This window comes from Polynucleobacter sp. MWH-CaK5 (genome assembly GCF_018687615.1).
Classification (GTDB): domain Bacteria; phylum Pseudomonadota; class Gammaproteobacteria; order Burkholderiales; family Burkholderiaceae; genus Polynucleobacter.
The window spans coordinates 1233683-1247334 of the sequence record NZ_CP061299.1 but is presented as its reverse complement, the minus strand read 5'-3'; the positions used below and the strand labels follow the sequence as shown (position 1 = coordinate 1247334).

The following is a 13652-nucleotide window of genomic DNA, read 5'->3' as shown; positions in this document are numbered from 1 at the left end:
TCAATCAAAAATGAGTTCTTCTGTATTAGCAGTGTTGATACTTCTAAAAATATCGCCATAAAGCTTGTAAAAGTTCTTGGCGCAATGAATGATGGTTTCTTGGTCTTTTGAATCTGTGACTTGATCCATCAAGCTTTCAAAGAATTTGACGTGCTCTAAGTCCAAGCTGCCATGAGAGTTGAGGTAGCTAAAGGCATTGGGAGGTAAACCAAGGCTATCTTTGATAGAGCTGGCTGCGTTGGTTGCCAAGGCAGTGCTAGTGCCTTCAAGGACGTGCACCATGCCAAAAAATCCAATTGGATTGCCGCGATCGATTTGGTGATAAGCGTAGGCCACCATCATCTCAGTGCTGATGTGTGGGCGAGAGTGCCTCACTTTTTCTGCATCACCGCCGCATGCAGCAATATCAGACAAGATCCACTCTTCATGACCCAGCTCTTCTTCAATGTACTCTGCAATCGCAGTTCTTAGCCACTCATGCTGATTTCCCAATCTTGAACCGCAGGCCATCAACAATGGCACCGTGTGTTTAACGTGGTGATAAGCCTGAGTTAAAAAAGCGACATACTGCTCCTTATGAATTTCACCCTTCAAGGCAAGTCCAATGATGGGGGCAGAAAAAAGAACTTGTTTTTCTTGTTCTGTAGAGCTTTGCAATTGATGAAAGAATTTCATTGATTCTCCGTATTTAAGTATTTGCGTACAACAATTCAATTTGATTGTTGAATTTGTGTTTGATAAGATCTCGTTTCAGTCTGCCATTAGCAGTGGCAAGGCCGTTGCCGGGTGTGAACGGTTCGCCAACTGAATACCAATGTTTGATTTGTGCGTAGTCGGGAAGAGATTGATTGACTGATGTGATTGCCGTCTGAATAGCTTCATCAGATAAATCATCTTTGGCTTTGACCAATAAAGCACCCAGTTGCGCTTGACCATCACCTATGACCATCGCTTGTCTAAATAAGCCACTGCCCAATAGTAAGGACTCAGGCCATTCTGGCGATATGTTTCTGCCAAAGCTGGTGATCAGTACATTCTTTTTACGACCGTCTAAATACAAGAAGCCATCGTCATCAAGATGACCCAAGTCGCCAGTGGCTAACCATTCACCACTGCTTGCTGCAAGCATGTCCATTTTTTCTAAATAATGAGGTAGGTTTAAATTCTTGACCTCAATCTCGCCATCTTTTGAAACTCGAATGGTTCGATTTGATAGAACCTTGCCAACACTGCCGATACGTTCATCCTTGGGTGTATTTAAAGCAAGGACTGATGCGCATTCTGATAGACCATAACCTTCATAAACTGGTATACCCATCGACTTAGCAGCCTTGATCAATGCCACAGGCGTTTTACCGCCACCAACAGCCACAAACTTCAAGCTTTTCAAGCGAGGATCCTGCTTTGTGCTGCGAGCAACGATCGCTTGAAGCATTTGAGGCAGAAGAATGATGCTTTCTGCTTGGTATTTTTCAATGGCTGCCATACAAGCATCTGCATCGAAGTTACTTGAGCCATGCAAGCCAACCTCGCTCAATGGCACGCATATATTTTCAGCGCCACAAGACAGGGCTGTGTATACGCCAGCAATATTTTCTAAAAGAACTGATAAGGGTAGGACATTGAGATGCTTTTTAATTTCAAGGGTGCGGAGCGCCTCTTCTAGTGATTGGGCCACAGACCATTGTTGGTCTGTGCTCAAGCAAACACCTTTTGGCTCTGAGGTGGTGCCAGAGGTGTAGGTTATCTTTTGTACTTCCACTAGATTTGGCTGATCTACCATGCCTGATAGAACGCTCATGCTTTCAAATAACTTTAATTCGCCAACATAGCCATTCTGAAACACGAAGCCAAGATTTCTTGCCACATCTTCTTGAGGGCAAAAAATTGCCTGCATGCCACTTGATTTAATCGCGTGTAGCCATTGGCTAGGTGTGAAGAAGCTTGGAAGCGGAACCAAGGTCACGCCAATTTCTTGGGTGGCTAAATCAATCGCAATCCACTCCATGGAATTGTCAGCAATGATTCCTGCCGGTGCTTTGGGATTTTTTCTATTTAAAAGAGCTTCTGATACTTCAGAAACTTTCTTTAAAAGGGCGGCCTTATCCCAAGACTCTGTCCCGGAAGACAGGATGATTTGATTTTCTGAGATTGAGTTAAGCCAGCTTCTCATAGCCTGAAGCAATATCACCAAACATCACTTGTGGTTGAGTGTTGTAATAAGTACCCCAATTTTTACCGCCATCTTCTAAGCGGCTTGGATCAGCTTCTGCCAATTGGAATAACTTGATGCCTAAGCGCTTGAATGAGTTCAAGAGATTGCGAGTGGCCGTAAATGTCACCCACTTGTATCCCTGCTCATGCAAAAAGCGGGTCATGTTGATGATCAAGGTTCTGCCAGCGCCTGCATGGATCGCGGCCAAATTACCAACCTCAACAATTTGCTGGCGAGTGGTGTGTTCTTTGACTTGGGCTTCAATGTTGATTTCTAGAGGAGCATCTAGGTATTGCTCAAGAAAACATTTTTTATCCGTGATCGCTGAAAAGCCTAAAGCTGCTAACCATTGACCTTGAGCATCTTTACAACCGACCAAGATGTCGCTGAAGTGATGAACATCAGCACCATATGTTTTATAGAAGGTCGTTGCAATGAAAGACTGAAGACTTTCTCTGTCTGGATGTTGTTTGCTTACCCATTCGAACTTGTAAAGATCTTCCTCAGAATTAAATTCTGGGCAGATTAAGGTATGCTTTGCGTCATGATATGTTCTTAATGTAAGAGCCATGTCTGATCCTTTTGTTTGGTATAGGTCAAACAATAGAGGTCGAAAATTAAGGCTAAATTAAGGATTCTTAAGTCAAGGCATTAAATACACAAGTCATTGATTTATATAAATTTATTAAATAGAAAATAGGTGTTATTTTGAAAAAATTAGTGGCGTTGGCCTTGGTTTTATGCGGATTTGCTTTGATTGCCTCGGCCAATCAAGCAGCAGGCGGAGCACGTGTTGGGGATAGTTTGACTCTTGAGATGAAAGATCAGCACGACAAATCTGTTGCGATCAATGAGCAAACCAATTTGGTTCTATTTGCTGCTGGTAAATCCACCAGTGCTCTGATGAGTAAAACTCTTGAGGCTTTGCCGCCAACAACCCTGGCGGATAAAAAAGCCATCTACGTGGCCGATATCAGTGGCATGCCTGGCTTCATCACCAAAATGGTGGCCATTCCAAAGATGCAAAAAAGACCTTACACAATCGCTATCTTGAAAGACGAAGCACAATCAAAACTATTTCCGCAAAAAGATGATGCAATCACCATCATCAAACTGAAGGCTGGAAAAGTGACTGAAATTAATTTTGTGACCAAAGAAGAAGAGATCACAAAAGCTTTGCAGTAAGAGATCAAACCAAGCTTCAAACCAAAGCTTCAAATCAAGGCTTCAAACTAAAACATCTCAAATTCATCTCAAAAGCACATGGTCACCTAGAAATTTTAAATAAGTGACCATGAGCTTATTTAAGCTTAAACTTCATTGTCTTTATATAAAATATAAAATTAATGAATGAGATGAAATCTCATCAAAGGAGTGAGCATGTTACGTTTTGATATCCCACCAGTGAACGCCAACGTTGTGAGGCTTGAAGCCTTTATTACATTTGTGGTTTGCCTTGTAGCTTTATTGGGTTTCCCATATCTTTTACCTATCTTGGCTTTAATGGGTTTTATTCGAGGTTTTTTTGGTCACAATAAATGTCCATCACATCGCTTGTTCACCAAGATCATGACGGGTATGAACCTTGCGGGCAAAAAAGAGAATGCTGGTGCCAAGATGTTTGCCAATAAGCTTTTGTTTATTGCTGCGACCGTTGCTTCCATCTTGTTTTATTCAGGCAATGATCTATGGAAAGTGCCAGCAATTGTGTTGGTGGTTTTCTCTACCCTTGAATGGGCATTTTCATTCTGTGTTGCTTGCTGGGCTTATGGCTTTTGGTACAAGTTCTTCCCACCTAAGATGGGGTAATCAGTCGGTAGATATATAAATTACTTTGTAACAAGTCAATAAAAAAACACATAAGAAAAGTACAAAAAAAGATCGCTGCAGCGATCTTTTTTATTATCCATCCATCCATCTATCTATCTATCTATCTATCTATCTCAAACTATGCTCTGGTTGTGGGTATTTAACTCCAAACAGGCGGCTTCTTAGCTGCTTTCGCTACACCTTCTAGGTAAGCCTGATGAGCTTCTTGTTCTTCAATTGAAGCCAACTGAACCACCAACTTGGTAGGCAAAGGCTTGCGTTTCGCATTGGCCGCATCACTGTCCATGCCGTGCAAATCAATCATCAAATCTTCTTGACCACGGGTCATGGCCAAATACACCTCAGCCAATAGCTCGGCATCTAGAAGAGCGCCGTGCAGGGTGCGGTGTTCGTTGCTAATAGCAAAGCGTTCGCACAGAGCATCTAAAGAATTTCTTTTGCCAGGGAACATCTCTCGGGCATTCTTGAGGGTATCAATCACTGCTGCCACATGATCGTCTACTTTGCCACGTTTCAAGAGTCCAAATTCGGCATCCAAAAAGCCCACGTCAAAGGGGGCGTTATGAATGATCACTTCAGAATCTTTTAAGAAAGCAATGATTTCATCGGCCACATCAGCAAAGACTGGCTTGTCTGATAAGAACTGAACCGTTAAACCGTGAACAGCCACAGCACCTGGATCAATGTCTCTTTGAGGATTGATGTAATGATGCAGCTTATTACCGGTCAAGCGTCGATCGATCATTTCTAGGCAGCCAATCTCAATCACTCGATCACCAGTGAGTGGATTAAGACCAGTTGTTTCCGTATCAAGAATGATTTGACGCATAAATTCTTTCTAATTTAAAACCCTAAAAATTCAAACTTAATCTTTTAGCATTTCAGCAGGGATATCCATAGGACCCGTGCCGCTGTACTTATCTAAGTAAAGATAAATGACGGGCGTGATGATCAGCGTCACTGCTTGCGACACAATCAAGCCACCCACCACCGCAATACCCAAAGGCTGTCTTAATTCAGCACCTGCACCTAAGCCCAGAGCGATTGGTAGTGCACCTACCACCGCTGTAAGAGTGGTCATGGTGATAGGTCTGAATCTCAACAAACAGGCGGTGCGAATCGCTTCACGTGGTGACATGTTTTGAGTGCGTTGTGCATCCAAGGCAAAGTCAATCATCAAAATCGCATTTTTTTTCACTAGACCAATCAAGAGCAAGATACCAATGGTCGCAATGATGGTTAATTCCAAATCAAAAATTCTTAGGAAGATCAAAGCACCGATCGCTGCAGATGGTAGACCTGCCAAAATCGTCAAAGGATGGATGTAGCTCTCATACAAAACACCCAAGAGAACGTAAATCACCAGTACGGCCGCTAACAATAAAATGATCTGACTGGATTGGCCGCTTTGGAACACCGCCGCATCGCCACCGTAGCTGGTGATGATTGATGGCGGTAATTGAAGTTCTTTGACGTATTGCTCTAGCTTCTTAGTGGCATCACCCAAGGCAACATCAGGAGCCAAGTTAAATGAAATCGTCACCGCAGGCACTTGTCCTTGGTGGTTCACAGCCGTTGGTCCAATGGTTCTTCTGAATGAAGCAATACTAGACAGCGGAACCAATTTATCGCTGGTTCTACCTCTCACATAAATGCCATTTAAATCAGTTTCGTATTGCTTGTATTCATTCGCTGCTTGCAGAATCACTTGATAGGTGTTCACGCTGGTATAGATGGTTGATACCTGTCTCTCACCATACGCTGAATACAAAGCGTTACGAATATCAGCAACGGTCACGCCAGCGCTTGCGGCTTTATCGCGATCAATATCAATTTGAGCTTGCAAACCTTTTAGTTGAGAATCAGTTGTGATGTCGCGGAAGATGCCTGGATCTGAGCGCATCTTTTCAGTGACCTTGTTCGACCACTCGTTGATGCCTTCAAAGCCCACGCTTTGCAAAATATATTGATAACGACTCTTCGTGACTTTGCCGCCTAATTGCAAGTTCTGAATAGGGCGCAAATAAATCGCAAGTCCTGGAATGTCTTTCAAGTCTTTGCGCAGACTCTCTAAAACTTTCTTCATCGGGGCTCTGTCGCCACGAGGCTTCAAGTTAACGAACATCCTGCCCGTGTTAGTGCCTGTGTTGGCGCCGCCACCGATGATAGATACCAGGCCTTCGATATTTTCATTGTTACGAACAATTTCAGCGGCTTTGTTTTGCAACTCAACCATGGCGTTGAAGGAAATATCATCCGTTGCTTCAGTGGTCACAAACAACTGACCCGTGTCTTCTTCTGGGAAGAAGCCTTTAGGGCTTAGGATAAATAAACCAATGGTGACGATGAAAGTCGCCAAGGCGCCTTGTAAAACTTTCTTCTGATTGGTGAGTGCCCAATCAAGTGATTTTTCATAAATCGCCAACACTTGATTGAAGTAGTGATCAAACTTGATGGTGATAGGGCGCTCTTTGACTTCTTGACCATGCTTTGGTAAAAAGCGACTGCAAAGCATTGGCACCAAAGTCAATGACACCACAGCTGAAACCAAAATTGACAAGGACACAACCACTGCGAATTCTCTGAACAGTAATCCTAGGGGTCCTGGTAGAAAGAAAATCGGAATGAATACGGCGACCAATGAGATTGAGATCGACAGAATCGTAAAGCTCACTTCACGGCTTCCAAGCAAAGAAGCTTTCAAAGGATGCATGCCGTTTTCAATGTGACGCATGATGTTTTCAAGAACCACGATCGCATCATCAACCACCAGACCAACGGCAATGGTGATGCCCAGCAAAGAGATGTTATCTAGGCTATAACCCATCCAATACATGATGGAGAAAGCGCCGATCAATGAAATTGGTAAGCTCAGCGCTGGAATGATGGTGGCAGCCGCATGCTTTAAGAATAAGAAAATCACCATCACCACCAAACCGATGGTGAGTAATAAAGTGAGGTTCACATCATGGATGGCTTCTCTGATTGATTTTGAACGATCAATCAATAAATTAACTTTGATTGAGGCTGGCATCTGGGCTTCAAACTTAGGCACCATCTTGCGCACCGCATCGACTACTTCTACAGAGTTAGCCGTTGGTTGACGCAAGATCGCCAATGCAATCGAGCGCTCGCCGTTATAAGCAGCGACTGTTTTGACAGATTCATAACTTTCTTCAACCAGTGCAACATCTTTCAAGCGCACCGGCAAACCATTGCGTTGTGCAATCACCAAATTAGCGTACTCACTGGCCTTCACCAATTGTTCATTGGCGTAGATGGTCAGTAGTTGACGAGGGCCATCTAAAACACCAATTGGGGTATTTGAGTTGGCATTGTTGATGGCTTTGGCAACGTCATCAATGGTGAGATTTTTGGCAGCTAATACAGATGGATTGACTTGAACTCTGACGGCATATCTTTTTTGTCCGTAGACCAAGACTTGTGCAACACCATCAATGGTCGACAACGTTGGAGAAATCAAGTTCTCTGCGTAATCGTTGATTTGTGATAAATCCATCGAAGGAGATGTCATCGTCATGATCAAGACCGGTGCATCAGCAGGGTTGACCTTGCGATACGACGGAGGGTTGGTCATCTCGATCGGTAAACGCTTTTGTGCACGCAAGAGGGCAGCTTGTACATCCACTGCTGCTTTATCAATGTCACGGTTATTGTTGAACTCAAGCGTGACGTTGGTGCTGCCCAATGTGTTGGTTGAGCTGATGACGGTAATACCGTCAATGGTTGAGAATTCTTTTTCTAGAGGCAGGGCAACTGCTGATGCCATGTTCTCAGGGCTGGCACCTGGTAAGGTGGCGCTGACCTGAATGACTGGTGTATTAAAGCTTGGTAGGGCAGCGACCGGTATTTTTAAATAAGCAACGGTACCAGCGGCAACGGTGGCCAATGACAGCAATACCGTCATGACCGGGCGGCGTATACATAACTCTGAGATGTTCATGAGTGATTACTTCCCAGCGCCAGATAATTCTCTGATCACGCCATTAGGTCTTAAGTTTTGTTTGCCTTCCACCACAATCTTGTCGCCGGCATTCACACCCGTGACCACTGTCTTACCTTGGTACTGGTAAATGACCTTGATTGGCTTAAGAGAAACAGTATTGGCTTTTTCAACCACGTACAAATGATCACCCTTGGTGTTAGTCACCACAGCTTGAGTTGGGATGACCAAAGAGTCTTTTAATGTTTTGGCTTTTAATTTGATTCTGACAAATTGCCCTTGAATCATGCTGCCATCTTTATTGCTTAACTGAGCTTTTACTCTCACGGCGCCGATGGCGGGATCTACTTGATTGTCGACCACAAACACAGTGCCATCGACTGGTTTGTCTGAACCATTCACATCCACGCTCACTGTTAGCTCATCTCCAGCCTCGCGACTAGCTAGGACCAAAGGAATTTCTTTTTCAGGGATGGTGAACTGAACATTGATAGGGTCTAGTTGAGTGATTGTCACCATCGCACCCGTGGTGGTGGTTGATGTTGCACTGCTGGTAGTTGAAATATTGGTACCAGCTTGCACAAGACTGCCAGGGAAGACATTGATCACGCCAGCACGACCAGCAATCGGTGCGCGAATGTGATCAAAGCTCAATGCCACTTCAGCTGCTTTGGCATTTGCCACGGCTGATTGCATGTTCGCTTTGGAGGTATCAGCCGCTGCTTGAGAAATGAACTTCTTCTCAATCAACTCTAGAGAACGTTTGTATTGACGGCTTGCGTCATCCGCCAAGGCTTTGGCTTTTTCGTAATTGGCACGACTGGCTCTGTCATCCAAAGTGAATAGCAAGTCGCCAGCTTTTACTGCTTGGCCTTCTTTGATGTGTATCTTGCTCACCACATTGGTTGTTTGGGGACGGATGTCCACGATGTTGGCTGCAATGATTGTGCCGGTAGCTTCGATGATCACCGGGGTGTCTGCTGTTTCAACCACAGTGGTGGTCACCAATTGAGGCGGTGCTTTTTTCGCTGACTTAGGCATCCACTTGTCGTAAGCGTAGTTGGCTGCAAAAAGCACAATCAAAATGATGATGATTCTTTTTTTATGTTTGATCACAAACGCATATGTTTTAGCCCAATCAAACTTCTTGATGAGGTTCATGGCGTAAGTCACAACACGGCAGCCTAGCTGCATGACTTTGTCTTTAATTTTGGTGATTAACTGCATGGCTGAGGGGCTTTGACTTAAAGCCGCTATCTCCTTATTTGTTCTAGCTTAATTCTCGCACATTCAGCCTCAATTAGCACTCATTTAGGCTTAACGTGGCCGATGGTCAAATCGACCATGGCCAAAGATGCCCAATCCCCTTTTAAGTGAATGCCCACCTTATTCGTAGTGAGTCCACATTCTTAAAACGCGAACCGTTTTTTCTTTGCGGAAAACCTCATAAACTAAACGATGTTGAATATTGATTCTGCGTGAATAGGCACCCTTTAAGTCCCCCACTAATTTTTCATAGGGAGGCGGATTTTGAAAAGGATCAAGCTCTAATATGCCCAGCAAAGCCTGCGCTTTATCTCTTAGTCCGGCGGCAGAGAGTTTTTTAGCATCTTTGAGGGCAAACTTGGAATAGGCTAAATTCCAAGTCACCATTTCAATGCCCTTTTACTTTTAGTAATAGGCTCGGCCATTGATTCTTTAATCGACTCACGCATCCCCGGAATTGCCAATAAGTAAAGCGTCTCCTGAATAGCGCTCCAGTCTTCCTCGGAAACCAAAACGGCATTTGCCCGCTTGCCAGAGATAACCACTGGCTTATGTGTCTCTGCCGTCTGATCAATCAAACGGTAGAGGCCTGCACGAGCTTCACTTGCGGTTAATGTAGTCATCATTTCACTCCTTTTAATTATGGTACGCAAAAGCGTACGTTTTGTCAAGAGATCATTCTGTGTGTAAAACCCAAAGAGGGGGCCCCGCATTAATCAGGGGTTAATTCAATTTGGTGTCTTCGGGCAGATTTAAATTCAGAACGCAGTTTTTTTGAGGATTTCTTCGACGCCTTTATTGGCCAGTGCATCTGCCAGCTCATTTCCAGGATGTCCTGCATGGCCTTTGACCCAATGCCAATCAATTTGGTGTTTTCCCAGCAACTCATCAATCTCTTGCCATAGGTCGACATTTTTAACCGGATCTTTTCCAGCAGTTTTCCAGCCCCTGGCTTTCCAACCACCCATCCATTCAGTGACCCCTTGCATGACGTACCTGGAATCCGTGTACAAGCTCACATGGCAGTCCATCTTGAGGGCTTTTAAAGCCTCTATCACCGCGGTCATTTCCATGCGATTGTTAGTAGTCATCAGTTCACCACCATGAAGGTGTTTTTCTTTATCGCCTGAGCGCAAAACCACCCCCCAGCCGCCAGGACCTGGATTGCCTTTGCAAGCGCCATCGGTGTAAATCACAACCTTGCTTTGTGCGGGAGTGCTCATGCCTGATCTTTCAACTGATTCTTTTGTGAAGATGTATTTAATTGGGTGACAGGATTCAATTGTGCTTGATTGGCCGCAACACCTTTCTCAATTCTGCCAACCAAGGTCAATGTTGATACCCGTTTGATCGCTGACACCATGAACACAGAGCCTAAGACAGGCCACCAGCGGTCACCTGCTTTTTCAAGGAAAGCCATTTTTTGCATGCCGGATTCACTTCTCAAGGGCAGTCGGTAGCAACCAAAGCGTCCGCGATCAACTGAGAAATTAAGCAACTTTAACCAGTCTTTCAATCTCAATAATGCGAGGAACTGTCCTTCTCTAGGAAGGTAAGGTTGACCAACCAAATGACTGCAGTATTGGCGCAAGCCCCAAAGGCTCGCTGGATTAAAACCAGAAATCACCACCCGACCTTCGGGCATCAAGACGCGCTCAACCTCTCGTAACACGGCATGAGGATCGGTGGCGAACTCAAGCACGTGAGGCAGCACCACCAAATCAAGACTCTGGCTGGCAAATGGTAGTTCTTCTGGGATGCCTTCAATCGTGTGCCATTGCCCACCAGATTCATCGTTGGGCTTATCGTGCGGTGCGCGCAAGATCATTTGCAAAGGCATCCGATTTTCAGTCAAAGCAGGTAATTGCGGTAATCCAATTTGCAAGGCGTGATAACCAAAAATGTCGCTCACAATGTGGTCAAATTGAGTTTGTTCCCACTTCAGGACATATTTCCCTGGAGGCGAGCCAAGCCAAGCATCCCATGATGTCCATGGGGCTTGTTGATGATCAGTATCAGTTGGTTGACTCATAAGTGGTTATTTCTATGCCTGATGACAATTTATTGCAAGTGCGTTCAATTGCAGCTTATGACGATAACTATATTTGGTTGATTTCAGATAAGTATTGTGCCGTAATTGTTGATCCAGGTGATGCTGCGCCGGTGATTAAATACCTCACGGAACATCACTTGACCCTGACTGCCATTTTAATCACCCACCATCACGCCGATCACATCGGTGGCGTGGCTGATTTATTGACTTGGTGTGAATCTCTTGGTCAAGAAAAACCAGTGGTTTATGGACCAGCTCATGAAAACATCGCAGTGGTCGCTGAGCATTTGATTGAGTCAGATATTGTTTCTATTTCAAGACCTGCGTCTGAATTCACAGTCCTAGATGTGCCAGGACACACCTCAGGGCATATCGCTTTTTATTTAAATGAAGGGCAACAGCCACACGTTTTTTGTGGTGACACATTGTTTGCAACGGGCTGTGGGCGCCTGTTTGAGGGAACTCCCGCGCAAATGGTGGATTCATTGAATAAGTTAAAAAACTTACCTGATCAAACATTGGTGCATTGTGCTCACGAGTACACCTTATCTAATATAAAATTCGCTCTGGCTGTTGAGCCTAAGAACCAAGAGCTATTAGCTTGGCAGCAAACAGCGCAGACCTTGCGACAACAAGGTGTGCCCACGGTGCCAACAACCATCGCTCATGAAAAAAGCGTGAACCCATTTTTAAGGTGTGAAGAATCCAGCGTGATTGAATCAGTGAAACAACATCGAGCAATCAAAGACACTCATCCAGTGACGGTGTTTGCTCATTTGCGTTCTTGGAAAGACACCTTCAAAGCATGATGCAAAGATTCTCAACTTCATTCTCACTGTCGCGACTATTTCGACTTATCGCTGTCGTGATGGTGGCATCAGCCCTCAGTGCATGCGCCACCATGAATGAAGAGTGGAGTGACTCAACTTCAACTAAAAAAACTGCCAAGACTGGCAAGTACAGCAAATCTGGCAAAGCCCCAAGAGTCAATATTGATAAAGATTCTGTGGGCGCATTGGATGCGCCCTATAACGATCTTTGGGATCGTATTCGTGATGGCTTTGAGCTAGAAGATTCAGACAGTCCTTTGGTGATCAAACATGTGCGTTGGTATGCCGATCGTCCTGACTATGTTGATCGCATGATGTCACGATCATCACGTTATCTTTTTTACATCGTTGAAGAAGTCGAGCGTCGCAACATGCCGATGGAGTTGGCCCTCTTACCCTTTATTGAAAGTGCTTTCAACCCTGAGGCTTTCTCAAGGGCAAAGGCCTCAGGTATGTGGCAGTTCATGCCTGCCACTGGTAAAGACTTTAAGTTAACTCAGAATATCTTTCGTGATGAGCGTCGCGATGTGATTCAGTCCACCGATGCGGCCTTAGATTACTTGCAACGTTTGTACAAAATGTTTGGCGACTGGGAGTTGGCTTTAGCCGCTTACAACTGGGGTGAGGGTAATGTTTCAAAAGCCATCAAACGCAATCAAGCAAAAAAATTGCCAACTGATTACGCCAGTTTAAAAATGCCGGATGAGACGCGCAATTACGTCCCTAAATTACTCGCAGTTAAAAACATCGTCTTAAATCCTAAGTCTTATGGTTTGACACTGCCGACTCTAGAAAATCACCCGTACTTTGTGATTGTTACAACTGAAAAAGACATTGATGTGGATTTGGCTGCTCAGTTTGCTCGTATGACGGTGGAAGAGTTCAAGGCCATGAACCCATCATTCAATAAGCCAGTGATTTTGGGGGCCAGTGAGCCACAAATCTTATTGCCTTTTGGACGTGCTGAATCTTTCCAAGAGAACTTATTGCAGTACAAAGGACGCTTATCCTCTTGGACTGCTATCAGAGTGAACAGCCGTGAGACGGTTGATCAGTTGGCCACTCGTTTGGATGTGGACGCCAATCAGGTGAGACAAATCAATAACATTCCTAAAGGAATGAGAATCAAAGCAGGTTCGACAGTATTGATACCGCGAGGCGGCAAGGTGGGTGATGTGGCTGAGCATTTGGCAAACAACGTTGGCAAGTTGATGTTGGAGCGCGAGGTTGCACCTAAACCTAAGCCAAAAACCACAGCTAAGAATGCCAATACTTCAAAAGCTAAAAAGCCGGCTAACAAGCAAACAGCAAGCAACGCCAATAAGCCTAAACCAAAGCCCAAGTCTCAAGCAGACACCAAAGTGGCTGCTAATGAGAAAAAAGCCCACTAGGCATTCTCAGGCTCATTTGGGCTGATTGAAGTGGCATTCCCTAGGGTGAACCCTGATGTGTCAGATGCTAGTCAGCATGAAGTCGCACATTCATGCAGTTAAA

General features: G+C 44.7%; 14 protein-coding genes. 4 read left to right on the top strand and 10 right to left on the bottom strand.

What is annotated here, in order from left to right; all coding sequences use genetic code 11:
* From GQ367_RS06275 to GQ367_RS06265, 3 genes are read right to left on the bottom strand one after another with little or no spacing between them, the layout of a single operon-like run.
* Complete coding sequence (locus GQ367_RS06275; RefSeq protein ID WP_215290009.1) at positions 1-675, bottom strand: TenA family transcriptional regulator; 675 nt, start codon at positions 673-675, stop codon at positions 1-3.
* Between the two features lie 13 nt (positions 676-688).
* Positions 689-2173: an AMP-binding protein gene (locus tag GQ367_RS06270; protein ID WP_215290008.1), complete on the bottom strand. Its 1485-nt coding sequence runs from the start codon at positions 2171-2173 to the stop codon at positions 689-691.
* Positions 2157-2786, bottom strand: coding sequence for a thermostable hemolysin (locus GQ367_RS06265; protein WP_215290007.1), 630 nt, complete (start codon positions 2784-2786; stop codon positions 2157-2159). The genes GQ367_RS06270 and GQ367_RS06265 overlap by 17 nt, the downstream gene beginning before the upstream one ends.
* A gap of 137 nt (positions 2787-2923) precedes the next feature.
* Between GQ367_RS06265 and GQ367_RS06260 the strand changes: the two genes are divergently transcribed.
* Complete coding sequence (locus GQ367_RS06260) at positions 2924-3400, top strand: hypothetical protein (RefSeq protein ID WP_215290005.1); 477 nt, start codon at positions 2924-2926, stop codon at positions 3398-3400.
* 195 nt (positions 3401-3595) lie between these two features.
* Positions 3596-4024, top strand: coding sequence for a DUF4395 family protein (locus GQ367_RS06255; protein WP_215290003.1), 429 nt, complete (start codon positions 3596-3598; stop codon positions 4022-4024).
* A gap of 160 nt (positions 4025-4184) precedes the next feature.
* Here the strand turns inward: GQ367_RS06255 and dnaQ are convergent, their stop codons facing one another.
* The 7 genes from dnaQ to GQ367_RS06220 form a co-directional block, all read right to left on the bottom strand.
* The gene (gene dnaQ / locus GQ367_RS06250) at positions 4185-4874 is read right to left on the bottom strand and encodes a DNA polymerase III subunit epsilon (protein ID WP_215290001.1); all 690 of its coding nucleotides are present in this window, start codon (positions 4872-4874) and stop codon (positions 4185-4187) included.
* 36 nt (positions 4875-4910) lie between these two features.
* A complete protein-coding gene (locus tag GQ367_RS06245) occupies positions 4911-8009 on the bottom strand; it encodes an efflux RND transporter permease subunit (RefSeq protein WP_215289999.1) in 3099 nt (1032 codons plus the stop codon).
* 6 nt (positions 8010-8015) lie between these two features.
* Complete coding sequence (locus GQ367_RS06240) at positions 8016-9236, bottom strand: efflux RND transporter periplasmic adaptor subunit (RefSeq protein WP_215289997.1); 1221 nt, start codon at positions 9234-9236, stop codon at positions 8016-8018.
* A gap of 159 nt (positions 9237-9395) precedes the next feature.
* Positions 9396-9662, bottom strand: a complete 267-nt coding sequence (locus tag GQ367_RS06235) for a Txe/YoeB family addiction module toxin (protein ID WP_251370138.1) — start codon at positions 9660-9662, stop codon at positions 9396-9398.
* Positions 9656-9898, bottom strand: coding sequence for a type II toxin-antitoxin system Phd/YefM family antitoxin (locus GQ367_RS06230; protein WP_215289993.1), 243 nt, complete (start codon positions 9896-9898; stop codon positions 9656-9658). The genes GQ367_RS06235 and GQ367_RS06230 overlap by 7 nt, the downstream gene beginning before the upstream one ends.
* Before the next feature lie 135 nt (positions 9899-10033).
* Entirely contained in the window at positions 10034-10498 is a 465-nt protein-coding gene (rnhA, locus tag GQ367_RS06225) for a ribonuclease HI (protein ID WP_215289991.1), read from the bottom strand.
* Entirely contained in the window at positions 10495-11307 is an 813-nt protein-coding gene (locus GQ367_RS06220; RefSeq protein WP_215289989.1) for a class I SAM-dependent methyltransferase, read from the bottom strand. Before GQ367_RS06220 ends, rnhA begins: the two co-directional genes overlap by 4 nt.
* Positions 11308-11321: 14 nt before the next feature.
* Between GQ367_RS06220 and gloB the strand changes: the two genes are divergently transcribed.
* Both gloB and GQ367_RS06210 read left to right on the top strand, forming a co-directional pair.
* Positions 11322-12137: a hydroxyacylglutathione hydrolase gene (gene gloB / locus GQ367_RS06215; RefSeq protein WP_215289987.1), complete on the top strand. Its 816-nt coding sequence runs from the start codon at positions 11322-11324 to the stop codon at positions 12135-12137.
* Positions 12134-13549: a transglycosylase SLT domain-containing protein gene (locus GQ367_RS06210; protein WP_251370137.1), complete on the top strand. Its 1416-nt coding sequence runs from the start codon at positions 12134-12136 to the stop codon at positions 13547-13549. The genes gloB and GQ367_RS06210 overlap by 4 nt, the downstream gene beginning before the upstream one ends.
* Positions 13550-13652: the final 103 nt, after the last annotated feature.

Bases quoted from the DNA above. Each gene is read 5' to 3' on its own strand.
- GQ367_RS06275 (WP_215290009.1), bottom strand. From the start codon at position 675: ATGAAATTCTTTCATCAATTGCAAAGCTCTACAGAACAAGAAAAACAA.
- GQ367_RS06270 (WP_215290008.1), bottom strand. From the start codon at position 2,173: ATGAGAAGCTGGCTTAACTCAATCTCAGAAAATCAAATCATCCTGTCT.
- GQ367_RS06265 (WP_215290007.1), bottom strand. From the start codon at position 2,786: ATGGCTCTTACATTAAGAACATATCATGACGCAAAGCATACCTTAATC.
- GQ367_RS06255 (WP_215290003.1), top strand. From the start codon at position 3,596: ATGTTACGTTTTGATATCCCACCAGTGAACGCCAACGTTGTGAGGCTT.
- dnaQ (WP_215290001.1), bottom strand. From the start codon at position 4,874: ATGCGTCAAATCATTCTTGATACGGAAACAACTGGTCTTAATCCACTC.
- GQ367_RS06245 (WP_215289999.1), bottom strand. From the start codon at position 8,009: ATGAACATCTCAGAGTTATGTATACGCCGCCCGGTCATGACGGTATTG.
- GQ367_RS06240 (WP_215289997.1), bottom strand. From the start codon at position 9,236: ATGCAGTTAATCACCAAAATTAAAGACAAAGTCATGCAGCTAGGCTGC.
- GQ367_RS06235 (WP_251370138.1), bottom strand. From the start codon at position 9,662: ATGGTGACTTGGAATTTAGCCTATTCCAAGTTTGCCCTCAAAGATGCT.
- GQ367_RS06230 (WP_215289993.1), bottom strand. From the start codon at position 9,898: ATGACTACATTAACCGCAAGTGAAGCTCGTGCAGGCCTCTACCGTTTG.
- rnhA (WP_215289991.1), bottom strand. From the start codon at position 10,498: ATGAGCACTCCCGCACAAAGCAAGGTTGTGATTTACACCGATGGCGCT.
- GQ367_RS06220 (WP_215289989.1), bottom strand. From the start codon at position 11,307: ATGAGTCAACCAACTGATACTGATCATCAACAAGCCCCATGGACATCA.
- gloB (WP_215289987.1), top strand. From the start codon at position 11,322: ATGCCTGATGACAATTTATTGCAAGTGCGTTCAATTGCAGCTTATGAC.
- GQ367_RS06210 (WP_251370137.1), top strand. From the start codon at position 12,134: ATGATGCAAAGATTCTCAACTTCATTCTCACTGTCGCGACTATTTCGA.